The organism is Leisingera sp. ANG49 (assembly GCF_059694505.1).
This window is the reverse complement of sequence record NZ_JCATZN010000004.1, coordinates 537104-562381: the sequence shown is the minus strand read 5'-3', so window position 1 is coordinate 562381 and position 25278 is coordinate 537104. Positions and strand designations below refer to the sequence as shown.

The 25278-nt window shown below is 64.9% G+C and carries 22 protein-coding genes; 11 read left to right on the top strand and 11 right to left on the bottom strand.

The features are described from left to right. Positions 1 to 30: 30 nt before the first annotated feature. The 4 genes from gltX to AC58NV_RS16540 all read right to left on the bottom strand — a co-directional run bounded on the left by gltX (position 31) and on the right by AC58NV_RS16540 (position 5155). Entirely contained in the window at positions 31 to 1356 is a 1326-nt protein-coding gene (gltX, locus tag AC58NV_RS16555) for a glutamate--tRNA ligase (protein WP_497228099.1), read from the bottom strand. 125 nt (positions 1357 to 1481) lie between these two features. After that, positions 1482 to 1910, bottom strand: coding sequence for a DUF1801 domain-containing protein (locus AC58NV_RS16550; RefSeq protein ID WP_497228098.1), 429 nt, complete (start codon positions 1908 to 1910; stop codon positions 1482 to 1484). Between the two features lie 75 nt (positions 1911 to 1985). After that, a complete protein-coding gene (locus tag AC58NV_RS16545; RefSeq protein WP_497228097.1) occupies positions 1986 to 3317 on the bottom strand; it encodes an NAD(P)/FAD-dependent oxidoreductase in 1332 nt (443 codons plus the stop codon). 179 nt (positions 3318 to 3496) lie between these two features. Further along, entirely contained in the window at positions 3497 to 5155 is a 1659-nt protein-coding gene (locus AC58NV_RS16540) for an NAD+ synthase (protein ID WP_497228096.1), read from the bottom strand. A 182-nt stretch (positions 5156 to 5337) separates the two neighbouring features. Here AC58NV_RS16540 and AC58NV_RS16535 point away from each other — a divergent pair, with 182 nt between their 5' ends. Then, complete coding sequence (locus AC58NV_RS16535) at positions 5338 to 6759, top strand: MORN repeat-containing protein (protein WP_497228095.1); 1422 nt, start codon at positions 5338 to 5340, stop codon at positions 6757 to 6759. Between the two features lie 45 nt (positions 6760 to 6804). On the opposite strand, the gene AC58NV_RS16530 is transcribed toward AC58NV_RS16535, so the two are convergent. Beyond that, positions 6805 to 7476, bottom strand: coding sequence for a pyridoxamine 5'-phosphate oxidase family protein (locus AC58NV_RS16530; protein WP_497228094.1), 672 nt, complete (start codon positions 7474 to 7476; stop codon positions 6805 to 6807). A 95-nt stretch (positions 7477 to 7571) separates the two neighbouring features. Between AC58NV_RS16530 and pdxR the strand changes: the two genes are divergently transcribed. Continuing rightward, on the top strand, positions 7572 to 8948 hold the full coding sequence (pdxR, locus tag AC58NV_RS16525) for a MocR-like pyridoxine biosynthesis transcription factor PdxR (protein WP_497228093.1): 1377 nt from the start codon (positions 7572 to 7574) through the stop codon (positions 8946 to 8948). Between the two features lie 76 nt (positions 8949 to 9024). Here the strand turns inward: pdxR and AC58NV_RS16520 are convergent, their stop codons facing one another. Both AC58NV_RS16520 and AC58NV_RS16515 read right to left on the bottom strand, forming a co-directional pair. After that, positions 9025 to 10569, bottom strand: coding sequence for an alanine/glycine:cation symporter family protein (locus AC58NV_RS16520; RefSeq protein WP_497228092.1), 1545 nt, complete (start codon positions 10567 to 10569; stop codon positions 9025 to 9027). A gap of 21 nt (positions 10570 to 10590) precedes the next feature. Then, on the bottom strand, positions 10591 to 11025 hold the full coding sequence (locus AC58NV_RS16515) for a universal stress protein (RefSeq protein ID WP_174147313.1): 435 nt from the start codon (positions 11023 to 11025) through the stop codon (positions 10591 to 10593). A gap of 510 nt (positions 11026 to 11535) precedes the next feature. On the opposite strand from AC58NV_RS16515, the gene AC58NV_RS16510 reads away from it, so the two are divergent. Continuing rightward, complete coding sequence (locus AC58NV_RS16510) at positions 11536 to 13122, top strand: 2-isopropylmalate synthase (protein WP_497228091.1); 1587 nt, start codon at positions 11536 to 11538, stop codon at positions 13120 to 13122. Positions 13123 to 13179: 57 nt separating this feature from the next. On the opposite strand, the gene AC58NV_RS16505 is transcribed toward AC58NV_RS16510, so the two are convergent. The 3 genes from AC58NV_RS16505 to AC58NV_RS16495 form a co-directional block, all read right to left on the bottom strand. After that, entirely contained in the window at positions 13180 to 14925 is a 1746-nt protein-coding gene (locus tag AC58NV_RS16505) for an adenylate/guanylate cyclase domain-containing protein (protein WP_497228090.1), read from the bottom strand. A 65-nt stretch (positions 14926 to 14990) separates the two neighbouring features. Next, complete coding sequence (locus AC58NV_RS16500) at positions 14991 to 15713, bottom strand: SDR family NAD(P)-dependent oxidoreductase (RefSeq protein ID WP_497228089.1); 723 nt, start codon at positions 15711 to 15713, stop codon at positions 14991 to 14993. Next, positions 15703 to 16026, bottom strand: coding sequence for a darcynin family protein (locus AC58NV_RS16495; RefSeq protein WP_497228088.1), 324 nt, complete (start codon positions 16024 to 16026; stop codon positions 15703 to 15705). The genes AC58NV_RS16500 and AC58NV_RS16495 overlap by 11 nt, the downstream gene beginning before the upstream one ends. Before the next feature lie 151 nt (positions 16027 to 16177). Here AC58NV_RS16495 and AC58NV_RS16490 point away from each other — a divergent pair, with 151 nt between their 5' ends. Beyond that, positions 16178 to 16750: a TetR/AcrR family transcriptional regulator gene (locus tag AC58NV_RS16490; protein WP_497228087.1), complete on the top strand. Its 573-nt coding sequence runs from the start codon at positions 16178 to 16180 to the stop codon at positions 16748 to 16750. Here AC58NV_RS16490 and AC58NV_RS16485 read toward each other — a convergent pair. Further along, positions 16687 to 17481 (bottom strand): 23S rRNA (adenine(2030)-N(6))-methyltransferase RlmJ, encoded by a 795-nt coding sequence (locus AC58NV_RS16485; RefSeq protein ID WP_497228086.1) that lies wholly within the window; start codon positions 17479 to 17481, stop codon positions 16687 to 16689. The genes AC58NV_RS16490 and AC58NV_RS16485 overlap by 64 nt on opposite strands. A gap of 131 nt (positions 17482 to 17612) precedes the next feature. Between AC58NV_RS16485 and AC58NV_RS16480 the strand changes: the two genes are divergently transcribed. From AC58NV_RS16480 to AC58NV_RS16450, 7 genes are all read left to right on the top strand, one after another. Then, a complete protein-coding gene (locus AC58NV_RS16480; RefSeq protein WP_497228085.1) occupies positions 17613 to 18392 on the top strand; it encodes a lysozyme family protein in 780 nt (259 codons plus the stop codon). A 231-nt stretch (positions 18393 to 18623) separates the two neighbouring features. Next, positions 18624 to 19670, top strand: coding sequence for a rod shape-determining protein (locus tag AC58NV_RS16475; RefSeq protein ID WP_019297721.1), 1047 nt, complete (start codon positions 18624 to 18626; stop codon positions 19668 to 19670). Between the two features lie 65 nt (positions 19671 to 19735). After that, a complete protein-coding gene (gene mreC, locus AC58NV_RS16470) occupies positions 19736 to 20677 on the top strand; it encodes a rod shape-determining protein MreC (protein ID WP_497228084.1) in 942 nt (313 codons plus the stop codon). Further along, a complete protein-coding gene (locus AC58NV_RS16465) occupies positions 20670 to 21209 on the top strand; it encodes a rod shape-determining protein MreD (RefSeq protein ID WP_497228083.1) in 540 nt (179 codons plus the stop codon). Before mreC ends, AC58NV_RS16465 begins: the two co-directional genes overlap by 8 nt. After that, positions 21206 to 23152: a penicillin-binding protein 2 gene (gene mrdA, locus AC58NV_RS16460; protein WP_497228082.1), complete on the top strand. Its 1947-nt coding sequence runs from the start codon at positions 21206 to 21208 to the stop codon at positions 23150 to 23152. Before AC58NV_RS16465 ends, mrdA begins: the two co-directional genes overlap by 4 nt. Beyond that, entirely contained in the window at positions 23149 to 24300 is a 1152-nt protein-coding gene (gene rodA / locus AC58NV_RS16455) for a rod shape-determining protein RodA (RefSeq protein WP_497228081.1), read from the top strand. The genes mrdA and rodA overlap by 4 nt, the downstream gene beginning before the upstream one ends. Before the next feature lie 18 nt (positions 24301 to 24318). After that, positions 24319 to 25251, top strand: a complete 933-nt coding sequence (locus AC58NV_RS16450; protein WP_497228080.1) for a 2-hydroxyacid dehydrogenase — start codon at positions 24319 to 24321, stop codon at positions 25249 to 25251. Positions 25252 to 25278 lie beyond the last annotated feature (27 nt).

Here is a 25278-nt window from a genome sequence, read left to right as displayed (position 1 = left end):
ACCGCCTTTTGCAACAGGATGTTTCAGGTGTCAGCCGCGGGCGCGCACGGTTTCCATCAGCGCCAGCAGGGCGGACATGTCGGGGCCGCGCTCCATGCCGGTCACGGCCTTGCGCAGCGGCATGAACAGGCCCTTGCCCTTGCGGCCCGTCGCCTCTTTCACCGCGGCGGTCCACTTGCCCCAGCTTTCGCTGTCATAGGGGCCTTCGGGCAGCAGGGCCATCGCCTCGGCGATGAAGTCCTTGTCCTCATCCGCCACCAGCGGTTCGGCGCCGTCGCGGCACAGATCCCACCAGCCGGCGAGGTCCTTGAGCGTGGTGATGTTTTCCTTGGCCATATCCCAGAAGGCGGCCTGTTTCCCGGCCGGGACGCCCAGCGCGTCCACGTGGGTTTGCACAGCCTCCAGCGGCAGCGACTGCAGGTGGCGGGCGGTCAGCGGGTAGAGATCCTCGACATCGAACTTGGTCGGCGCGGCGCCGAAGCGGTTGATATCGAAACCGTCGATCAGCTCTGCCAGCTCCGTGCGCAGCTCGACCGGGTCAGAGGAACCCAGACGCGCCATCAGGCTGAGGAGAGCCATCGGCTGCACACCCGCCTCGCGCAGGTCGCGCAGCGCCAGAGTGCCCAGGCGCTTGGACAGCGCCTCGCCCTGCGGGCCGGTCAGCAGCGAGTGGTGGGCAAAGGAAGGAACAGAGCCGCCCAGCGCCTCGATTATCTGGATCTGGGTGGCGGTGTTGGTGACGTGATCGGAACCGCGCACCACATGAGTCACGCCCATTTCGGTGTCATCCACCACCGAGGCCAGAGTGTAGAGGAACTGGCCGTCGCCGCGGATCAGCACCGGGTCGGAGACCGAGGCCGCGTCGATGGAGATATCGCCTAGGATGCCGTCGGTCCACTCGATGCGCTGGTGGTCCAGCTTGAAGCGCCAGACGCCGTCGCCGCGCTCGGCGCGGAGCGCAGCTTTCTCGTCCTCGGACAGGTTCAGTGCGGCACGGTCATAGACCGGCGGCTTGCCCATATTCAGCTGCTTCTTGCGCTTCAGGTCCAGCTCGGTCGGGGTTTCGAAAGCCTCGTAGAACCGGCCGATCCCGCGCAGCTTGTCGGCGGCGGCAACGTAGCGGTCCAGCCGTTCGGACTGGCGCTCCACCTTGTCCCAGGTCAGGCCAAGCCACTCCAGATCCTGCTTGATGGCATCGACGTATTCTTCCTTGGACCGCTCCGGGTCGGTGTCGTCGATGCGCAGGATGAAGGTGCCGCCGGCCTTGCGGGCGATCAGGTAGTTCATCAGCGCGGTGCGCAGGTTGCCGACGTGGATATAGCCGGTCGGCGACGGGGCAAAACGGGTGGTGGTCATTACGAGTCTCCTGTTGCCCTGCCCCTTGTCACATGGGCGCCGGATTGTCCAGTTTCGGCAGTGTTAACGCACCTTCGGCGCGGGCCTGCGGCGCGAGTATTTCGGGAAAGATGAAAGTCCGGCAATTACTCCGGCCGCACCGGCCAGATCGCGTTCAGGTCTTTGAGGCCCGCTTTGACCAGTTCCCCCAGAACCTCCAGATCTACATCGGCGAGCTTGTTCACATAGAGGCAGCTCTTGCCCAGCTTGTGCTTGCCCAGGCGGGACAGGATGGCGCTGTAATCCTGATAGCCCGGCATGATGTAAATTGAATGGCGCGCCCGGCGCGGGGCGAATCCGGTGGCCAAAAATTCCCCTTCGCGGCCCGTCGCATAGCGGTAACGGTAGCGGCCGTATCCGATGATGGACGGGCCCCACATCTGCGGCTGGAATCCGGTCGCCTCGCGGAACAGCCGGTCCAGCTCCTGCGCCTCGACAGATTTGCGCTCCGGCTCCACCGCTTGCAGAAACTCTTCGACGCTTGCGCCCGTTGGAGCTGTCTTGTTCCGGCTCATCCGCCAGCCCTCCTGCCGTAATGATAGTGCACAGCCTGCGCTCTGACAGCCCGGGCCGCCTGCCGGACGGATCGCTCAATAGCCGGTTTGCGGCCCGTATTTGCTGCCGTCGGTGAACCGGGACAGGCGGAAGGCGCGCGGGTCCACGACCGGGGTGCTGCCGGTGACCAGATCGGCGGTCAAACGTCCTGCGGCGGGGCCGATGCCGAAGCCGTGGCCGGAAAAACCGGTGGCAATGAACAGCCCCGGCAGGCTGTCCACCTGCGAGATGACCGGGATCGCATCCGGGGTCACATCCATCAGCCCGGCCCAGCTTTGCACCACGTCGGCGTTCTGCAGCACCGGGAAGGCCTTTTGCGCGGCGGCCCAGCCGCTTTTCAGCGCCTTTTGCGAGGGCGCCGGGTCCAGAACGCGGCACTGTTCGAACGGCGTGGTGTCCTGCTGGCCCCAGCGGCGGGGCTGCGCTGCCTCCTCTGCCCAGCGGCCGGAGATCCGGAACTGCAGCGCCCGCCATTCCTGGCGCAGGCTGGCCAGGTATTTCCAGCCAAGGCGGAAACTGTCGGGGACAATGTCCACCACATTCTCCATCGCGTCTGAGACCGTGTAGCCGCCGTCTGCCCGCTTGCGCAGGCCGAGGTTGCCGCTGCGCACCGCGGTTTCCGGCCCGCCTTGCACCGGTGAGGTGCGCAGGACCGAGTTCAGCACCATGAGCTGCGGCACGTTCACGCCCGCATTGCCTAGGAACAGCCGCGACCAGGCGCCGCCGGCAGTGACAACCGCGGAACAGGCCACCCGGCCGCGTTCGGTCATCACGCCGCTGATGCGACCCGCGGAGGTCTCGACGCTGCGCACGGCGCAGTCGGTCATCACTTTCGCCCCGGCCGCACGGGCGGCGGAAGCGATTGCGTGGGTCGCCAGCTGCGGTTCGGCCCGGCCGTCCAGCGGCGTGTGCAGCGCTGCGCGAGCCGCCGTCTGATGCCCCGGCATCAGCAGGGCCAGCTGTTCGCCGCGGACCATGCGGGCGCCCTGTCCCCAGCCGTCGAGATTACGCAGCCAGCGTTCCAGCTGGGCTTCCCGCTTGGCGGTTTCGGCCGTGTAGAGGATACCGGATCGGGTGAATCCGGTTTCATGCGCGGTGCGTTCCGCCAGCCCCTCCCACAGGCGCAGCGACTCTGCCATCAGCGGGATTTCCCGCGGGTCGCGGCAAGCGATGCGTACCCACCCCCAGTTGCGCGAGCTTTGCTCCCCCGCGATCTGCCCCTTTTCGCAGAGCAGCACGGAATGGCCGCGTTCGGCCAGTTCCAGCGCGGTGCTGGCTCCAATAATTCCGCCGCCGATCACCACAGCGTCGACGGCCTTGGGCAAGGCCAGATCAGGTTGGAAATGAGGCAGTCTGGGTCCGGGCATGGAGGCATCTATGCCCGGTGCAAAACCGCTGGTCCAGCGTGCATGCGACACCGGCTGCGCCGCATTCCGCCAATGTGATTTTTCCGCCGCATATCAGAGCGTTACCGGCACAGAAATGGCGTGAGTCGCGCTGCTGAAGGGGCATAAAAACCTGTGGCTTCAAAGGGTTAATACGGCCTTCAGGACGGGTCGCGCCAGCGGTTCACGATCGGGTAGCGGCGGTCCAGCCAGAACGCGCGCCGGGTCAGGCGGGCGCCGGGTGCGGACTGGAAGCGCTTGTATTCGCTGATATAAACCAGATGCTCCACCCGCTTGGCCGTATCGCGGTCATATCCTGCTGCAACGCAATCTGCGATTGAGCCATCCTGATCGATCAGAATGTCCAGAATTGCATCCAGAACCGGATAATCCGGCAGGCTGTCGCTGTCCTTCTGGTCCTCGCGCAGCTCGGCACTGGGCGGCTTGTCGATCACATTGGGACGGACCACCTCACCTTCCGGCCCCTTCATCCAGGGGCGGTGATTGGCGTTGCGCCAGCGGCAGGTTTCGAACACGCGGGTCTTGTAGAGATCCTTGATCGGGTTATAGCCGCCGTTCATGTCGCCGTAGATGGTGGCATAGCCGACCGCGACCTCGGACTTGTTGCCGGTGGTCAGCAGCATTTCCCCGAACTTGTTGGACATCGCCATCAGCAGCAGGCCGCGCAAGCGGGACTGGATGTTTTCCTCGGTGATATCGGCATCGCGGCTGGCAAACAGCGGAGCAAGGGTATTGGTGATCGCGGAGCGGCCCTCGGAGATCGGGACATAGTCGTAATGCACGCCCAGCGCCTTGGCCACGGCCTCGGCATCGTCGAGCGATTCCCGGCTGGTGTACTCGGACGGCAGCATCACGCAGCGGACGTTTTCTGCACCCAGCGCATCCACCGCAATGGCCGCCACGATGGCCGAGTCGACGCCGCCCGACAGCCCAAGCAGCACCTTTTTGAAACCGGTCTTGCCCATGTAGTCGCGCAGGGATTCCACCATCACCCGGTAGTCCTGCTCCAAGGCGTCGGGCAGATGCGCCTTTTCACCCTCTGCCGCGCGCCAGCCGTCATCGGTGCGTTCCAGATCGAGATGGGCATAGGCCTCATCGAACACCGGCATCTGCAATGCCAGGGCGCCGCCGGGGTTCAGCACAAAGGAGCCGCCATCGAAGACCTGGTCGTCCTGGCCGCCCACCATGTTGAGGTAGATCACCGGCAGATGGGTTTCGACGGAGCGTGCCACCATGTGGTTGAAGCGCACCTCCATCTTGTCGCGGAAATAGGGTGAACCGTTGGGGATCAGCAGGAACTCGGCGCCGGTCTCGGCAAGCGTCTCGGAGACATCCTCGTGCCAGCCGTCCTCGCAGATGGGGGAGCCGATGCGGGTATTGCCGACCGCGTAAGGGCCGCCCAACGGGCCGGCATTGAAGATCCGCACCTCGTCGAACACGGTCTCGTTCGGCAGGTGGTGCTTGAGGCTGCGGGAGGCGATCTTGCCGCCTTTCAGGATCAGGTAGGCATTATATAGCTGTGCGCCCTCAACCCAGGGGCTGCCGATGGCCAGCGCCGGGCCGTCTGCGCAGTCGGCTGCCAGTTTCTCCACCTCGGCAATTGCTGCTGTGTGGAAGGCCGGCTTCATTACCAGATCCTGAGTGTTGTAGCCGGTGATGAACATTTCCGGCAGCGCCACCAGGTCGGCGCCGGCCTTGCGCCCCTCTTCCCAGGCGGCACGGGCCTTGGCGGCGTTGCCCGCCAGGTCGCCGACGGTGGGGTTCAGCTGCGCCAGTGTCACGCGGAAACGGTCTGCCATGCTGCTTGGGCCCTTTGCAAGTATCCTTCCTCAGCCATTTACCAGATTGACGGCCAAGGGGAAGGGCAAGGGGCTGAAGCCCGGGAAAAGACATTGCGGCCAGTGTTGCGGTAGCTTAGTTTCCGGGCGAGCAACCCAAAATGGCAGCAGCACCGTAATCCCTGGGCAGGCAGAGGTTTTCAATGACCCGTTTCGGCACCGCATTCGCGCTTTCCACCATCCTGGCACTGGCCGCACCCGCGCTGGCGCAGGAAGGCGAGGTCATCACCACCCAGGACGAGATCGGCGGTGTCTATGAAGGCACTTTCAAGGGCGGGCTGCAGCATGGCACCGGCACCTACACGCTGCCGAACGGCTATCAATACACCGGCGAGTGGGTCGAAGGCGAAGTGCGCGGCCAGGGGGTAGCGCGGTTCCCGGACGGTTCGGTCTATGAAGGCGAGTTTGCGCAAGGCAAGCCGCACGGGCTGGGCAAGCTGACCCGCGCCGATGGCAGCACCTATGAGGGCGGCTGGCAGGACGGGCAGATCCACGGCGACGGCACCTCTGTTTATGCCAGCGGCGTGCGCTACCAGGGCAGTTTTGCCGATGGCAAGCGGCACGGACAGGGGGTGATGTCCTCCCCCGACGGCTATACCTATGACGGCGACTGGGTCGAGGGCCACCAGCAGGGCCTTGCCAGGATCACCTATGCCGAAGGCACCGTTTACGAGGGGGCCGTTGCCGATGGCCAGCTGCAGGGCCAGGGCAAGCTGGAGACCTCCGACGGGCTGGTCTATGAGGGCGAATGGCAGGCCAGCCAGATGCACGGCACCGGCAAGCTGTCGCAACCCAACGGCGACATCTACGAAGGCGAGCTGCAGAAGGGCCGCCGCCATGGCACCGGCACGCAGACCTATGGCAATGGTGATGTCTACGCGGGCGATTTCCGCGATGACCAGCGCCATGGCACCGGCACATTCACCGAAAAGGACGGCTACAGCTATACCGGTGAGTGGGTGAAGGGCCAGATTGAGGGCAAGGGCAAGGCAGTCTACCCCGACGGTTCGGTCTATGAGGGTGATTTCCGCGATGATCTGGCCGAGGGCCAGGGCAAGATCACATACCCAGATGGCTCCACCTATGAAGGCGCTTGGGTGGCCGGGGTGATCGAAGGCCAAGGCACCGCCGCCTACCCGAGCGGCATCACCTATACCGGCGGTTTCAAGAACGCCAAAAACCACGGCCAGGGGGTGATGACGTACGCCGACGGCTACCGCTACGAGGGCGGCTGGAAGGACGGGCAGCGCCACGGCGAGGCCACGGTGACCTATGCCGACGGCTCTGTTTACACCGGCCAGTTCGCCAACAGCCAGCGCCACGGGCAGGGCAAGATCGTGATGCCCGACGGCTTCACCTATGAGGGCGAATGGCAGGAAGGCAAGATCTACGGTCAGGGCGTGGCGACCTATGCCAATGGCGATGTCTACGAGGGCAGCTTTGTCAACGGCAAGCGGCAGGGGCCTGGCACAATGAAATACGCCAGCGGCCAGAAGGCGGACGGCACCTGGGAAAACGGCGCGCTGGTCAGCAAAGGAACCGGGGACACCAGCCAGACCGAGTAAGCCGGAATGATCAGAAGGCGCGCCAGGGCGGCGCGCCTTTTCGTTTCAGCCGATACGGATGCGGCTCAGGTGGTCGGGCATCGCGACGCCCTCCAGATTGGCCGGATCGGGCTGCGGCGGCTTCAGCTCCATTGCCATCGGCACCACGCCGGCCCAGATGGGCAGGGCGTAGTCCTCCTCGTCATCCTTGGGCGGGCCGGAGCGGATCTTGGCGGCGCCCTCCTCAATCGGCATGCGCAGCACCGCGGTTGCCTTCAGCTCCTGCGCATTCATCGGACGCAGGGTCTCCCAGCGGCCGGGAAAGATATGATCCACCATCGCCTTGAGGCTGGCCGCCTTGGCGTCCTCATCTGTGATCTTCTCTGCCACACCGAACAGCATCGCGGAGCGGAAGTTGACGGAGTGGTGGAAGGCCGAACGCGCCAGGACGTAGCCGTCCATGCAGGTGACGGTAAGACAGACCTCTGCCCGCTCCATCGCGCGGATCGCCCGGCTGGCAGCGGAACCGTGCCAGTAGACGTGGTCGCCCTCGCGCCATTGCAGGGTGGGCAGCACCGAGGTGGCGCCGTCGATCTGGTAGCCGATATGGGCCAGCGGCATGGCGTCGAGCACCTGATACAGGCTCTCACGGTCGTAATGCCCGCGCTCATGAGCGCGGCGCAGGCGGCTGCGGCCGGATTTCAGGGCGGTTTCGTCTTCGGGTTCGGGCTGGCGCATCGGCTGACCTCATGTTTCTTGTTGTTTCCCGTGACAGCTACGCGCAAACTGGATTGCGATTAACTTCCAGTTTTTGACAAAAAGGGCAGTCCAGTATGATTGACCTCTCCGGCATGATTTCTGACAGCAAAGCTGAGCCGCTGTATCTGCAGATCGTCGAAACACTGCGTAGCCGGATCAGCGAGGGGAGCTTGGGGCTCGGCACCCGGCTGCCGTCCTCGCGGGCGCTGGCGCAGGATCTGGGGGTGGCGCGCTCTACTGTTGTGACGGCCTATGACCAGCTGGTGGCGGAGGGCTTTGCCGAAACCCGGCGGGGTGCCGGGGTGTTTGTCTGCGACGTGACCCCGATCCGGCCGCCGGAGGTTCCGGCCAAGCCGATTGCGGCGGCGCCGCCGCCCGCGCCCGGAATGCTGGTGCCGGGCGCGCCTGACCTGGAGGTGTTCCCGGCCCGGCCCTGGGCGCGCTGTGTTTCACGTGTGGCAAGGATGGACCCGCTGAGCCTGAGCCACCAAGAGGACGGCTTTGGCGACCCGGAGCTGCGCAAAGAAATCGCGGCCTATGCCGCGCGCTGGCGGGGCATCGAGTGCAGTGCGGAGCAGGTGCTGGTGACCAGCGGCGCGCGGGAGGCGCTGGAGCTGGCGATGGAGTTTCTGGTGGAGGGCGAGGATATCGCGCTGGAAGCCCCCGGTTTCACTCCCACCCGGCGCTTTGCCTTGTCGCGCGGCTGGAAGGTGCGCTGGCTGCAGGCGGGGGCACGCGGCGCTGAGGTGCCGCGGCAGATGGCCAAGGTCACGCTGCTGACCCCGTCGCATCAGTTTCCGCTGGGCGGCACCCTGCCGGTGCCGCAGCGGCAGATGTTCCTGCAGGCCGCAAGAGAACGGGGCGGCTGGATCATCGAGGATGATTTCGACAGCGAATTCCGCTACGGCGGCCAGCCGGTGCCTGCCATGGCCGCGCTCGACCGGGAGGGGCGCTGCATCTACGTGGGAACCTTTTCCAAGACGTTCTCTCATGCGCTTCGGCTGGGGTATGCGATCCTGCCGCCGACGCTGGTGCCGCAGTTCCGGACGCAGTTCATCCACCCCAGCGCTGGCGCTGCCATCACCGCGCAGCGGCCGCTGGCAGAGTTCATGGCGTCGGGCCAGTACGACCGCCACATCCGCCGCGCCCGGAGGCTTTATGCCGAGCGTTATGCCGCGGCGGCGGAGGCACTGGCGGAGTGGCCGGAGGCGTTGGGATCCTTCCACCGTCACAATGCCGGCATGCAGATCGCCTTTCACCTGAAGGGGCTCCGGAAGGACGCGGACATCTGCCGCCGCGCAGCCGTGGCGGGCTATGGCGTCCGGCCGCTGACGCCGCATGACCCGGATGGCGCGGCACAGGGGCTGCTGATCGGCTTCTGCCAGTCGCAAGCCGGGGAACTGCCCGGCCAGATTGCCGGGCTGCGCCGGTTCGTGGAGGACGGCAGTTAGAGCCGGGCCAATGAAAAGACCTCCCCGGATGCCCGGGAAGGCCTGAATTTCTCAGCTTTGATCAGGCATGGGCCTGTCAGCTGAACTTCTTGATCTCACCCGACTTCAGGCGCGACATGTAGCTGTTCAGCTCTTTCTTGACGATCGGCATCAGGAAGTAGAGCGCGATGATGTTGACCACCGCCATGGCAAAGATTGCCGCGTCGGAGAAGTCGATCACCGGGCCGAGGTTTGCGGCTGCGCCGATCACCACGAAGATGCAGAAGATCACTTTGAACACCAGTTCGGTGGTCTGGCCTTCGCCGAACAGGAAGGTCCAGGCCTTGAGGCCGTAATAGGACCAGCTGATCATGGTGGAGAAGGCGAACAGGATCACTGCCAGCGCCAGCACGTACTTGAACCAGCCGAAGGCCGAGGAGAAGGCCGCCGAAGTCAGCGCCACGCCTTTGTTGCCGTCGATAGTCTGAATGGTGCTTGCGCCTTCGTCCAGCAGGTACAGGCCGGTGTTCGGGTCCTGGATCAGCTGACCGGTGATGATGATCACCAGCGCGGTCATGGTGCAGATCACCACGGTGTCGATGAAGGGTTCCAGCAGCGACACGAAGCCTTCGGTGATCGGCTCCTTGGTGCGCACGGCGGAGTGGGCGATGGCTGCCGAGCCGACGCCGGCCTCGTTCGAGAAGGCCGCCCGCTTGAAGCCCTGGATCAGCGCGCCGACCATGCCGCCGGCGATGCCGAGGCCGGTGAAGGCGCCTTCGAAGATCTGGCCGAAGGCCCAGCCGATCTGGTCCGCGTTCATTGCCAGGATCACGATCGCGGCCGCGACATACATGACACCCATGAAAGGAACCACTTTTTCGGTCACGCGGGCGATGGATTTCAGGCCGCCCACGATCACGGCGAACACCACCGCGGCGAACACCACACCGGTAATCCAGCCCGGATACGCGCCCACGACACCGGAAATCTGCGCGTGCGCCTGGTTGGCCTGGAACATGTTGCCGCCACCCAGGGCGCCAAGGATACAGAACACCGAGAACATGACCGCCAGGAACTTGCCCATCGGCAGGCCGCGTTCGGCAAAGCCCTTGGTCATATAATACATCGGGCCGCCGGAGACGTGGCCGTCTGCGAACTCGTTGCGGTATTTGACGCCCAGGGTGCATTCGGTGAATTTCGAGGCCATGCCCATCAGGCCGGCCAGGATCATCCAGAAGGTTGCACCGGGACCACCGATGCCGACTGCCACCGCAACGCCGGCGATATTGCCGAGGCCGACGGTGCCCGACAACGCGGTTGCAAGCGCCTGGAAGTGGCTGACTTCGCCCGCGTCATTGGGGTCGGCGTAGTCGCCTTTGACCAGCGCAATGGAATGCGGAAAGGCGCGGAACTGGATCAGGCCGAAGTAGATGGTGAACACGGTAGCCGCGATCACCAGCCAGGCCACGATCCAGGGGAAGCTGGTGCCGGGGAACGGGCTGAAGATCAGGTTGACGAACCAGCCGGTGGAGCTGGCAAACAGCTCATTGACGCGTTCATCGACGGATTGTGCCATCGCCGGCGCGGTTGCCGCCAGCAGCAGCGGCGCAGACAGGGCTGCCGCCTTGATTGATTTCCTCATGACTGTCCTCTGAGTTTATCTTTAGGGAACGATGGTGACCGGAACCGGTGCCGCCTGTGCCAGGCTGCCCGCAACGGAGCCGAACAGCCGCGACGACAGCGCCGAATGGCCGGTGCGGCCGATGATCAGGTGGCTGGCGCCGCTCTCTTTGATCACATCGATCAGGGTTTCCGCGATATGGCCGTACTTCAGCTCGGTGGAAACGGTGACACCGCTGTCTTCCAGGCTTTTGCGCACTGGTGCCAGCAAAGCATCCTCTGCGCGCTTCAGTTCATCTTCGCGGCGCTTGTGGCGCTGCTCGATCTCCTCCGGGGTGAGGAAAGAATAGGGCGACCATTCCAGCACATGCGCGATCACCAGCTCTGCCCCTTGTGCTTTGGCAAGGCTGACGGCAAAAGCAAGCGCCGATTTGGCGGCCTCGCTGTCGTCGTATCCAAGGACAATTTTATTCGACACTTTTTCCTCCTATCGATGGCGCATTTCTCAACGAGAGCGCCGGATCCGGGCTGTCAACGCCGGAAAACCTGCCAGCGCAAGACCCATTGCCGTTCCTGCCTTTAAAAAAGGCGCAGTGCGGACAAACTGCCGCATTGAAACTGCGGCAGGCCCTAACTTATACTATATGCCCTTTTCAATACTGTCTTGCACTTGCCGCGAACCGCCGCATGCTGCCCGCCGCAGCGGTGCCGTGCCGCAACGGCAACTGCGGCAACTGCGGCAACCGCGGCGGGCAGAATCCCCCTTTCCATTCGGCAGCACCTCTGTATAAATCCCTGCCATGACCATTTGCGCAGATATCACAATTGCAGCCACTGCCCCCCGCGGTGCCGCTCTGCGCGCCCTACTGATCCTAGCCCGCCTCTGAGCGTGCCCTTCCGGCGCGACCGCTCAGAGGATTGCCGCACGCGCGCCATTGAAGGCTATGAATGCCCCTGAGGGCCTAGGACAGAGACAAGAGATACCAAAATGACAAACGCATCCCCGATTTCCGGCGACAAATCCCGTGTATTGATTTTCGATACCACCCTGCGCGACGGCGAGCAGAGCCCCGGCGCCACCATGACCCACGACGAGAAGCTGGAGATTGCCGAGCTTCTGGACGAGATGGGTGTGGACATCATCGAGGCGGGCTTCCCGATTGCCTCCGAAGGCGACTTTGCGGCCGTGTCCGAGATTGCAGAACGCTCGAAGAACGCGATGATCTGCGGCTTGGCGCGTGCAAACTTCAAAGATATCGATCGCTGCGCCGAAGCGGTGCGCAAGGCCGCGCAGCCGCGCATTCACACCTTTATCGGCACCTCGCCGCTGCACCGCGCCATCCCGAACCTCACCATGGACGAGATGGCCGACAAGATCCACGAGACCGTGACCCACGCCCGCAACCTGGTGGACAACGTGCAGTGGTCGCCGATGGATGCGACCCGGACTGAGTGGGACTACCTGTGCCGTGTGATCGAAATCGCCATCAAGGCCGGCGCCACCACCATCAACATTCCCGACACCGTGGGTTACACCGCCCCTGCGGAAAGCGCCGACCTGATCAAGCGCCTGATTGAGACCGTTCCGGGCGCCGACGAGGTAGTTTTTGCCACCCACTGCCACAACGACCTGGGCATGGCGACCGCCAACGCGCTGGCAGCCGTGGCCGGCGGCGCGCGGCAGATCGAATGCACAATCAACGGCCTCGGCGAGCGTGCGGGCAACACCGCGCTGGAAGAGGTGGTGATGGCGCTGAAAACGCGCAATGACATCATGCCCTGGCACACCGGCATCGACACCACCAAGATCATGCATATCTCGCGCCGGGTCTCCACCGTGTCCGGCTTCGTGGTGCAGCCGAACAAGGCGATTGTCGGCAAAAACGCCTTTGCCCATGAAAGCGGCATCCACCAGGACGGGATGCTGAAGAACCGCGAGAACTTCGAGATCATGCGGCCCGAGGACATCGGCCTTTCCGGCACCTCGCTGCCCCTGGGCAAGCATTCCGGCCGCGCCGCGCTGCGCGACAAGCTGGAGCACCTCGGCTATGAGGTCGGCGACAACCAGCTGAAGGACGTCTTTGTCCGCTTCAAGGAGCTGGCCGACCGCAAGAAAGAGGTGTTCGACGACGACCTCATCGCGCTGATGCGCATTGGCACTGACGCGGAGAATGATCATCTCAAGATCGTCTCGATGAAAGTGGTCTGCGGCACCGGCGGCCCGGCGGAATCCACTGTAGAGATGGAGATCGACGGCAAGGACGTCACAGAAACCGCTGAGGGCGACGGGCCGGTGGATGCCACCTTCAAGGCGATCCGCAAGATTTACCCGAACACAGCGCGGCTGCAGCTCTATCAAGTGCATGCGGTCACCGAGGGCACCGACGCGCAGGCGACGGTTTCGGTACGCCTGGAAGAGGATGGCAACATCGCCACCGGCGAAAGCGCCAACACCGATACGGTTGTGGCCTCGGCCAAGGCCTATGTGAACGCGCTGAACCGGCTGATCGTGCGCCGCGGCCGGGTTGGCGAAGGCGCCGACACCAAGGAAATTTCCTATAAGGACCTGGCCTGAGCTTAGCTCCAATCAACGGGAAAGGGCGCCTGCTGCGGCGCCTTTTTTTGTTGCTGCCTAGTCCAGACCGGCTTTGCGCAGCCCTTCGGTGAAATGCTCTTTGTCCTCGCTGCGGCCATAATGCAGCCCGGCCAGCAAAGCCTCTGCCGTGGCGTCCGGCTGCATCGCCCGGATCTGCGCCACACAGTCCTGCGCCTGTTCCGCGTTGCCCAGCCAGCTATGGCAGGCCGCCACCAGCGCGGTTTGCACCGCGTCCAATACTGGCAGGCGTTTGAAATCCGTCAGCGCCTCCTCATACAGCCGGGCGGTGAAATGCGCCTTGCCGAGGTGGCTCCAGAAGCGGACCGGGAAATGCGGATTAAGACGCATCGCCTTCTCGATCCATTCCGCGCCTTCCTCCGGCCTGCCCTGCCAGGTCAAGAGCTCACCCATCTGCACCACAACCAGATCGTAGTTCGGGTTCAGCGACAGAGCGCGCTCCTGATGGTACTGCGCCTGATCCAGATTGTCCTGCAGGATAGAAACCGCAGCCATAAGCCGGTGCACGTCAGCATCGTTGTCATCCATCGACGCGGCTTTCTGTATCGACACCAGTGCCAGCTCGAGCATCGCCTCGACATCATCGCACCAGCCATAGCCCCAGGCCTGGCCGCGGATACAGCCGCGCCATGCGTGGGCATGGGCGAACTCCGGGTCCAGCTCCACGGCCCGGTCGATGAGCTTCATCGCCGCTGCGTTGTCCTCGCGGGTGCTGCGGTGGTGCAGGACTTTCGCGGCCAGCACACATTCATAGGCCGCCAGGCTGGAGGGCTTCTTGCGCGAGACCTCATCCTGCTGCGCTGCTTCGATCCGCCCGGGGAGTGTGGCGACAATGGCCGAGGTCACCTCATCCTGGATCTCGAAAATGTCGTCGAGGGTGCGGTCGTATTTCTCCGCCCAGATATGGGAATCGTTGCAGCTGTCGATCAGCTGCACGGTGACCCGCAGCCGGTTGCCCGCTTTGCGCACACTGCCCTCGACGATGTAGCGGGCGCCCAGTTTTTCCGCCACTTCGCGGATGTTGACCGCTTGTCCCTTGTAGACAAAGGACGAGTTGCGGGAGATCACAAACAACTCATGGCGGCGGCTGAGTTCGGTCAGGATGTCCTCTGTCAGCCCGTCGGCAAAGAACTCCTGCTCCGGGTCGCCGCTCATGTTGGCAAAGGGCAGCACCGCGATGGAGGGTTTGACCACGGCAACAGGCTCAGTCGCGCTGTCATCCTGGTCCAGCCCCGCACCGGCAGCCTCCCCCTCCAAAATCAGCCGGTAGACCTGCACCGGTTCCGCAATGTTCTTGAGATGCTGCGGCCCCAGATCCTCGAACTGCAGCTCGCCCATGCGGCGCACCTGATCGTAAACGGCAGCAGAGACGCAGACGTCCCCGGTGCCGGCAAACTGTTCCAGCCGGGCCGCCACATTCACACCGCTGCCGTAGATGTCGCCTTCGTCAAAGATGATATCGCCGAGATTCACCCCGACCCGGAACTGGATGCGTTTATCCGGCGCCACATCGGCATTGCGGCGGCGCATCCGGTCCTGCACCTCGGCGGCGCAGGCCACCGCATCGCAGACGCTGGGGAACTCGACCAGCATCCCGTCGCCGGTGGTCTTGATGATGGAGCCGCGGTTCTTGGCAATTGCAGGGTCGATCAGTTCGATCCGGTGGGTGCGAAGACGGGCCAGGGTGCCCTGCTCATCGACGTCCATCAGGCGGCTGTAGCCGACCATATCCGCCGCCAGCACGGCGGCCAGCCTGCGTTCCATGTCGCGCCCTCCCTGCCGGAAAGCGTAGCGGGAAAGCGCTGGATTTCAAAGTTGTTTGCAAAACCTCAGCCGCGCAGGATGCCGGCCGCCAGCGCCGGGGAGAGGCGGTGGATCAGCCGCAACAGCTTCATCTGCCCCACCCAGATTTCGCCTTTGCCCGCAGCAATCCCGCGGAGCAAGGCGGCGGCTGCCGCGTTGGGGCTGATCTTGCCGCGGCCCCGCCCGGCAGTCATTTGCGTCGCGGCCAGCGCCATCACGCAGTCCGTGATACGCACCGGCAGGCCTGCGTCCTCAGCCTGATAGCGCAGGGCGCGGGTGAAATTGCGCAGGCCCGCCTTGGAGGCGCAGTAGACCGGTGCCTGCCGTTTCGGGGCCAGGGCAAGGCCGGAGGTCACATTGACCAGAAAGCTGCCCCGCGTTTGCGCCAGAACCGGCAGCAGCCCGGCGGCGAGATGCATGGGGGCTGTCAGGTTCACTGACAGCTCCTGCTCGATATCCTGCGGATCGGCCCCGCCTTTGGCGAAATCGGCGGCGATCTGAATACCCGCGTTGTTGATCACACCGTCCAGCCGCTGCCCCTGCAGACCGGCAATCAGCGCCGCCCGTGCGCGGCTGTCTTCCAGGTCGCAGGCCAGCCTTTCCACGCCCTCTGGCAGACCCTCCATCGCCTCAGTGGAGCGGGCCAGCGCCAGAACCTCAGCCCCTTCTGCCGCCAGCTGCAATGCCAGCGCCCGCCCGATCCCGCGCGAGGCGCCGGTGACGAGTACCCGTTTGCCGTCAAACCGCATGGGCGGCCTCATAGGTGCGGAAGCCGTATTCATAAGACGGGATGATCCCGGCCACCGAGAAATAGCCCTCGGTGGTCAGCGCGGTATCCCTGAGCTGCTCGATGGCGAAGTAATAGGCCTCAGGCGTTTCCGCCTCGATCATCGCAACATCGCTGTAATCCGCATGGAAGGCTTCGGCATCGCAATGGCTCAGCGAGAGGCCATTGCGGGCAAAGGGCTTCAGCCCGTCAGCGGCCAGGCGGCTGCGTTCTTTTCGACCCAGGCGCAACCAGCCCGGGGAGGCGTTGAGCAGCAGCAAGATGGTCATTCTCATCGGAAACTCTCCGGGATGTTGCCTTTGCCAAAAAGGATGTGAAGGATTGCTCATATTCACAACTCGCGTTCCCGGCATGAAGGCACCCGCGATGCACAGCCCAAGAAAACAAGCTCGCCAGGCCCGTTCCCGTGCCACGCAGGAGGCGATCGTGGAGGCGGCGGCTCGCATTCTGGAAACCGCTGGGCGGGAGGGTTTGACAACAAATGCGATTGCCGAGCGGGCCGGCGTCAGCATCGGCTCTCTGTACCAGTATTTCCCCAACAAGGAGGCGGTGCTGGCCGCGGTGCTGCGCGGCAAACGGGCGGAGTTGCTGGGCTGGATGCAGGACGCCGCAGCGCGCTGCCGGGAGGCGCCGCCGGCGGCGGCATTGCGGGAACTGCTGGAGGCCGGGATGCGGCACCAGTTCGAGCGCCCCCGGCTGGCGATGGAGGCGGAATATGCCGAACAGCACTTGCAGCTGGCACCGGAGACCGCCGCACTGGCGCAGGAGATGGCGCAGATCGTGCTGGAAACCATCCGGCGGCTTGCCCCCGCCGCCGGGCCGCAGGAGGCGCGCGACGTGGTGGCCATTGCCAAGGGCATGATCAACGCCGCAGCCCTGAACGGAGAGGAAGGCGGGGCCGCCCTGGCTGCGCGGGTGGAGCGCGCGATCCGGGGTTACTTGCGGGAAACCGCCTCGAACAGCGCCGAAATCCGCGCCGCTTCCTCGGCCGCGCCATAAGGCGCGTTGACCACAAACATGCCGGAGCCCACCATCCGATGCCCCTCGCGCACCGAAGGGAAGAACACCTCGTGGCGCAGCGCACCCGGCAGCCCCTGTGCCTCCAGCGCCTTCAGCATCTGCTTGTGGCTGCCGTCCAGCAGGATCGGATACCAGAGCGCGATGACACCGACGTTCCACTTTTTGTGCAGCTGGCTGATGATGCCGGGAATGCGGGCATAGTCGGATTTGATCTCATAACTGGGGTCGATCAGCAGCAAACCGCGGCGCGGAGTTGGCGGCGCCAGCGACATGGCGAGTTCGAACCCGTCCTGCTGGTGCACCTTGGCCTTCCAGGGCTTCAGCGCGGCTCGCAGGGCGGCATTTTCCTGCGGGTGCAGCTCAGCAAAATGCAGCGAGTCGCCCGGTCGCAACAGCGAAGCTGCGATCAGCGGCGAACCGGGATAAGCGGCTGTGCCGTGTGCCTTGCGGGTCTCCGACAGGGCGCGATTCAGCGGGTGCTCCGCCGCCAGCCCCTGATCTGCCAGCACCTTGGTGATACCCTGCTCCGCTTCGCCGGTCTTCACGGCCTCGGGCGCGTCCAGCTGATACAGGCCGCGCCCCGCATGGGTCTCGATATAGCTGAGCGGTTTGTCCTTGCGGGTGAGATAGGCGAGCATCCAGGCAAGCAGCGCGTGCTTCTGGACATCGGCCAGATTTCCGGCGTGGTAGATGTGCTGATAAGAGAGCATGCGCCCCCTCTAGCCGCTAATTCCTAAGGGCGGAAGGGGCAGCGTACGCAGGATAAACGGAATCTCAACTCCGCTGAGGCAGACTGCCCCCATCAAGATACCGCAGAATGCAGGTTCCCATGCCCCTCAGAATGAGCGCCCTTGCCCTGATCCTGACGTTTCTGGCGTTGCTGCTGTGCACCGCAGCCGCGGTCAGCGCGCAAGGGTATTCGCTGGTTGGCAACCAATTCTTCCTGCACAAGGCCTCTGCCCCGATGCCCGGATCGGCGCCTGCCTCCGCAGCCCCGGCACCACAGGCGGTTGCCAGCCTGCTGCCTGACACCCTGCCCGGCGCCGACCAGGGCCGCGGTGCGGTTTCGCTCAACCCCGGTGCAGCCAGCCTGTTCCGCGGCCGCAGCGGCGGCGGGCTGTTCGCCCCCATCCTCAAGGCGCCGCCCAGCGTCAAACGGCTGCTGGACCTGATAGCCAGCGCCGAGGCCGGCAAGGCGCAATATGATGCGGTGCAGTACGGGGCCACCCGCAAACCGCCGAAGAAGCCGACAGGCATGACAATCGCCGAGATCAACGCCTGGATCGACGCGACCCCGGGCCAGCCCCATGCCATCGGGCGCTATCAGTTTATCCCCGCCACGCTGCGGCGCCTGGTCCGTCACCAGGGCGTGAAACCGCAGGCCCGCTTCACGCCGGAGCTGCAGGACCAGCTGGCGCATCAGCTGATCGAGGAGGCGGGCTATAGCGCCTTCCTGGCGTCGGAAATGCCGCGCAAGACCTTCATGCTGAACCTCGCCAAGATCTGGGCCGGCCTGCCCGTTTCCACCGGAAAATCCTATTACGAGGGCTATGCCGGCAACAGCGCCAGCCTGACCTGGGCGCATTTCAAGGCCGAGATGCAGCGGATCTTCCCGGCCTGAGCGTTGAAACTCAGGCCACTGAGGCTGCCCCTCCGGGCGTGTCCCCCCGGCCCTGCCGGAACAGCGCGTGAACGCGGCAGGCTGACGCCGCCGGAGACTGGGCGGAAAGGCGCTGTTTCACCATAATACGCCCTTTCGCGGCCCTGCCGGGCCGCTTATAAGGTTGGGGAAGGCGGCTCCTGCGGGGAGTCGCCCAAGGAATATTGGCAGCACTCACAGGATCCCTTCTATATGGCGCTTTTCGGAAACTTGGGCGGTCTGTTCTCCTCGGACATGGCCATCGACCTCGGCACAGCCAACACTCTGGTCTATGTCAAGGGCCGCGGGGTGATCCTGTCCGAGCCTTCCGTGGTCGCCTACCACGTCAAGGACGGCGTCAAGAAGGTGCTGGCCGTGGGTGAAGACGCCAAGCTGATGCTGGGCCGCACCCCCGGCTCGATCGAGGCGATCCGGCCGATGCGCGAAGGCGTGATAGCCGACTTCGACACCGCCGAGGAGATGATCAAGCACTTCATCCGCAAGGTGCACAAGCGCTCGACCTTCTCCAAGCCCAAGATCATCGTCTGCGTGCCGCATGGCGCCACCCCGGTTGAAAAACGCGCGATCCGCCAGTCGGTTCTGTCCGCAGGCGCCCGCCGCGCCGGCCTAATTGCCGAGCCGATTGCCGCCGCCATCGGGGCGGGCATGCCGATCACCGATCCGACCGGCAACATGGTTGTCGACATCGGCGGCGGCACCACCGAGGTGGCGGTCCTGTCGCTGGGCGACATCGTCTATGCGCGTTCGGTCCGCGTCGGCGGCGACCGCATGGACGAGGCGATCATCAGCTACCTGCGCCGCCAGCAGAACCTGCTGGTGGGTGAATCCACCGCCGAGCGCATCAAAACCTCCATCGGCACCGCCCGGATGCCCGACGACGGCCGCGGCCAGTCGATGCAGATCCGCGGCCGCGACCTGCTGAACGGCGTGCCGAAGGAAATCGAGATTTCCCAGGCCCAGGTGGCCGAGGCGCTGGCCGAGCCGGTGCAGCAGATCTGCGAGGCGGTGATGACCGCGCTGGAAACCACCCCGCCGGATCTGGCGGCCGACATCGTTGACCGCGGCGTGATGCTGACAGGCGGCGGTGCTCTGCTGGGCGATCTGGACCTTGCCCTGCGCGAGCAGACCGGCCTGGCCGTCTCCATCGCGGATGAGAGCCTCAATTGCGTGGCGCTTGGTACCGGAAAGGCGCTGGAGTTTGAAAAGCAGCTGGCGCACGCCATCGACTACGACAGCTAACAGCCCCTGACCGCCGGAACGGCGCCAGCTGACAGGCCGGTTTCCGGGCGGCTGGAAGGAGAGACGTGGCAAAGGACAAGTCACAGCGCGACGATTACGCAACCCCGCTGCGGCGTCTGCTGACTGCGGTGCTGTGCCTGTGCCTGGCCGCGATTTTCATTGTCTGGCGCATCGACAGCCCGCGGGTGGAACGCTTCCGCGCGCAGGTGGTGGACACCGTCGTGCCCAATATGGATTGGGCAATGGTGCCCGTGACGGCCACGATCAATCTGGTCCGCGATTTCCAAAGCTACCAGCGGCTGGCGGAGCAGAACCGCGAGCTGCGCAGCGAGTTGCGGCAGATGCGCGCTTGGAAGGAAGCAGCGCTGCAGCTGGAACAGGAAAACGCCCGGCTTCTGGACCTCAACAACGTGCGGCTGGACCCGAAGCTGACCTATATCACCGGGGTGGTGATGGCCGACAGCGGCTCCCCCTTCCGCCAGTCGGTGCTGCTGAACGTTGGCAGCCGCGACGGGGTGCATGACGGCTGGGCGGCAATGGACGGAATCGGGCTGGTGGGCCGGATCTCCGGCACCGGGCGCAGCACCGCACGGGTGATCCTGCTGACCGATGCTGCAAGTGCCGTCCCGGCGACCATCCAGCCCTCCGGCCAGACCGCGCTGGTCACCGGTGACAACAGCGCCGCGCCGGTGCTGAGTTTTCTGGAAAACCCTGACCTGGTGCGCCCCGGCGACCGGGTGATCTCATCCGGTGACGGCGCCGTCTTTCCGGCGGGGCTGCTGATCGGCCAAGTCGCCAAGGACCGGTCGGGCCGGATGCGGGTGCGCCTGTCCGCCGACTATGGCCGGCTGGAGTACCTGCGGGTGCTGCGCCATCACGGCACGCAAGTGATCGAAGGCCCCGGCGGGCTGGTCGGCGCTGCCCCCGGCGACCCGCTGCCGCAGCCGCGCCCCGAAACCCTGGGGGAGGACAGCGCCGAAAGCACGGCTGAGGCCGGCAATGGCTAACACCTCTCCTGCAAGGATCTGGACCATGCGCGCGGCCTTTCCGGCGCTGGCACTCTTGATCATGTTCTTCCACCTGCTGCCGCTGGAAACCGAGCCGCAGTTCTGGGCGCCGCCGGACCTGCTGCTGGCACTTGCCATGGCCTGGAGCTTGCGCCGCCCCGATTATGTGCCCGCCTTGTCCATCGGCCTGGTGATGCTGCTGGCGGATCTTCTGTTCCACCGCCCGCCCGGGCTGCTGGCACTGCTGACGGTGCTGGGCTGCGGCTTCCTCAAGGGCCGCGCGGCACCGCACCGCGAGAGCACCTTTGCCAGCGAGTGGCTGGCTGTTGCCCTGGTGCTGACCGGGATTGCGACGCTGAACCGGCTGATCCTGACCCTATTCGGGGTCGCCCAAGCGCAGCTCAGCCTGGCCGTTATCCAGGTTGTGATGACCATCGCCGCCTATCCGCTGGCAGTTTGGGCCAGCCAGTCTATTCTGAACGTGCGCAAACTATCCCCTGCCGAGGCCGAAACCCTGGTGAGCCGCCGATGAAACGCAATCCCAAGGATCTGGATGCCGCACACGGCAAGATGACCCGGCGCGCGCTGTTCCTGGGCGGGCTGCAGCTGGCGTTTGCCGGCGGGCTGGCGGCGCGGATGCGCTATCTGCAGGTGGACCAGGCCGATGAGTTCCGCCTGCTGGCCGAGGAAAACCGCATCAACATCCGGCTGCTGCCGCCCGCCCGCGGCCAGATCTTTGACCGCAACGGTCTGATCATCGCGCAGAACTCGCCCTCTTACCGGATCACCGTGGTTCCAGAGGATGCCGGCGACGTGGAGGCGGTGATTGCCAAGCTCTCCAGCCTGGTGCCGCTGGACCCGGAAGACCTGGAGCGTGCCCGCACCGAAATGCGCCGCTCGCCGCCGTTCCTGCCGATCACCCTGGCGGACCGGATCGGCTGGGAGGATATTTCCAAGGTCGCAGTGAACGCCCCCGCCCTGCCCGGCGTCACGCCGGAGGTGGGCCTGACGCGCGTTTATCCGCAGCTTGGCGATTTTGCCCATGTCATCGGTTACGTCGGGCCGGTCTCGGACTATGACCTGAGCAAGATGGAAGACCCGGAGCCGGTCTTGATGATCCCGCGCTTCCAGATCGGCAAAGTCGGGTTCGAGGCCAAGCGCGAGGATGTGCTGCGCGGCAAGGCCGGTGCCAAGCGGGTGGAGGTCAATGCCACCGGCCGGGTGATGCGCGAGCTGGACCGGCGCGAGGGCATTTCCGGCGCCGACATGCAACTGACCATAGACGCGGAGCTGCAGAATTATGTGCAGGCGCGGCTGGGCCGGGAAAGCGCCGCTGCGGTAGTGATCGACTGCGAGGACGGGGACATCCGCGCGATCTGCTCCTCGCCCAGTTTCGACCCCAACCTGTTCGTGCGCGGCATCTCGGTCGCCGACTACCGGATGCTGACCGAGGACAACTACCGCCCGCTGTCCAACAAGACCGTGCAGGGCACCTACCCGCCGGGCTCCACCTTCAAGATGATCACAGCGCTGGCGGCGCTGGAAAACGGCGTGGTCGGGCCGGAGGAAACCGTCTGGTGCCCTGGCCACCTGAAGGTTGCGGGCCGCCGCTTCCACTGCTGGAAACGCGCGGGCCACGGCCACGTGGACCTGAACACCTCGCTGAAACGGTCTTGCGACGTCTATTACTACGACGTGGCGATCAAGACCGGCATCGACAAGATTTCCGAGATGGCCAACAAGTTCGGCCTGGGCATCAAGCATGACCTGCCGATGTCTGCCGTGGCGCAGGGGATCACTCCGACCAAGGAATGGAAAGCCAGCTCCTACGGCAAGGACTGGCTGATCGGTGATACCGCAAACGCCTCGATCGGGCAGGGCTACATGCTGGCCTCTCCCCTGCAGCTGGCAGTCATGACGGCGCGGATTGCCACCGGCCGCAGCGTAACGCCGCGGCTGTTGAAGTCGCTGGACGGCGTGGAGCAGCCGAGCGGCGCCGGCGAGCCGCTGGGGATCAGCGAGAACAGCCTGCGCATGGTGCGGCGCGGCATGCATTCGGTCAGCAACGACCGCCGCGGCACCGCCTACCGCTCCCGCATCATCGGCGATGGGCTGCAGATGGCGGGCAAGACCGGCACCAGCCAGGTCCGCAACATCACCGCCGCCGAACGCGCGGCCGGGGTGATCCGCAACGAGGACCTGCCGTGGGAGCGGCGCGACCATGCGCTGTTTGTTTGCTTTGCGCCCTATGACAAGCCAAAATATGCGGTGGCCGTGGTGGTCGAGCATGGCGGCGGCGGCTCCAAGGCGGCGGCGCCGGTGGCCCGCGACGTGCTGCTGCAGGCGCTCTATGACGGCACCCCGCCGCTGGAGGCCTACCCCAAGGCCGACCGCAGCCGCATCAAGGCACAGCAGGAGCGGCTGGAGCGCGAGCGCGTCAAGCGCCCGCTGGGCAGCAGGAGCAGCCGGGCATGAGCTATCTTGAGTACCACGCCAAATCGACCCCCGCCGGACTGCGCAAGATCCTGCATCTGAACTGGGGGCTGACGCTGCTCTTGATCACCGTCTCCAGCGTCGGCTTCCTGATGCTCTATTCGGTGGCGGGCGGGTCGTTCAGCCCCTGGGTGGAACCGCAGGTCAAGCGCTTTGCCCTGGGGCTGGGCGTGATGTTCGTGGTGGCGATGATCCCGATCTGGTTCTGGCGCAATATCTCGGTGGTGGCCTACCTGGGGTCGCTGGCGCTGCTTGTGGCCGTGGAGCTGTTCGGCACCGTTGGCATGGGTGCGCAGCGCTGGATCGACATCGGCTTCATGCGGCTGCAGCCCTCGGAGGTGACCAAGATCGCGCTGGTGATGCTGCTGGCCGCCTATTACGACTGGCTGCCTGCCGAGAAGACTTCACGCCCCTTGTGGGTGCTGCTGCCCGTGGTGCTGATCCTCGTTCCCACCGCGCTGGTTTTGAAGCAGCCGGACCTTGGCACCTCGATCCTGCTGATGGCAGCGGGCGGCGGAGTGATGTTTCTGGCGGGCGTGCATTGGGCCTATTTCGCGGCGGTGATCGCGGCCGGCGTGGGGCTGGTCAGCGCAGTGTTCCAAAGCCGCGGCACCGAATGGCAGCTGCTGAAGGACTACCAGTTCCGCCGCATCGACACCTTCCTGGATCCCTCGCAGGACCCGCTGGGCGCCGGTTATCACATCACCCAGTCCAAGATTGCACTGGGATCCGGCGGCTGGTCCGGGCGCGGATTCATGCAAGGCACCCAGTCGCGGCTGAACTTCCTACCGGAGAAACACACCGACTTCATCTTCACCACCCTGGCGGAGGAATTCGGATTCATCGGTGGCTTTACCCTTTTGTTCATCTACATGCTGATCATCCTGTTCTGCATCGCCTCTGCGATTGCCACCAAGGACCGGTTCTCCTCGCTGGTGATCATGGGCATTGCCATCACCTTTTTCCTGTTCTTCGCCGTGAACATGTCGATGGTGATGGGGCTGGCGCCGGTGGTTGGCGTGCCGCTGCCGATGGTGTCTTATGGCGGCTCGGCGATGCTGGTGCTGCTTGGCGCCTTTGGCATCGTGCAAAGCGCCCATATCCACCGTCCGCGGCAATCGTCGCGCTAAGAAATCTAGGGAGTTCTCATGACCGCCAATGTCCTGTTTGCAGGCCGCCCCGATGCCTGGCCCGCCTATGAGCCGCTTTTGCTGGCGGAATTCGACCGGCTGGGTGTGAAGGCCGATCTGCGCAAGGAATTCGCGCCGGAAGAGGTCGATTATATCGTCTATGCCCCCAACGGACCAGTAAGCGATTTCACCCCGTTCACCCGCCTGAAGGCGGTGCTGAGCCTGTGGGCAGGCGTCGAAAAGATCGTGCCGAACAAAACCCTGACCGTGCCGCTCACCCGAATGGCGGACACAGGGCTGGAACAGGGCATGACCGAATGGGTTGTTGGCCACACGCTGCGCTATCACCTCGGCATGGACATGCAGATCCACGGGCTGAACGGGCGCTGGCACCGGCAAGTGCCGCCGCTGGCCAAGGACCGGCACGTCACCGTGCTGGGCCTGGGCGCCCTGGGAACCGCCTCGGCCAAGGCGCTGGCGGCGCTCGGGTTCCAGGTCTCCGGCTGGAGCCGGACGCAAAAGGACATCGAAGGCATCACCTGCCACGCCGGGCCCGACGGGCTGAAGGCGGCGCTGGAGCAGGCCGAGATCGTGATCCTGCTGCTGCCGGACACGCCGGCAACCGAAAACACGCTGAATGCCGAAACCCTGGCCCTGCTGCCCAAGGGCGCAAAGATCATCAACCCGGGCCGCGGGCCGCTGATCGACGATGGCGCGCTGCTGGCCGCGCTCGACAGCGGCCAGGTGGGCCATGCGACGCTGGATGTGTTCCGCATCGAACCGCTGCCGCCGGAGCACCCCTACTGGGCGCATCCGAACGTGACCGTCACGCCGCATATCGCCTCGGAAACCCGCGAAAGCACCGCGGCTGAAGTCATTGCCGAAAACATCCGCCGCGGCGAGAAGGGCGAGCCGCTCTTGCACCTCGTCAATCGCAGCCTCGGCTACTGAACGGAAAAGAGCGGACTGGCGCCCGCT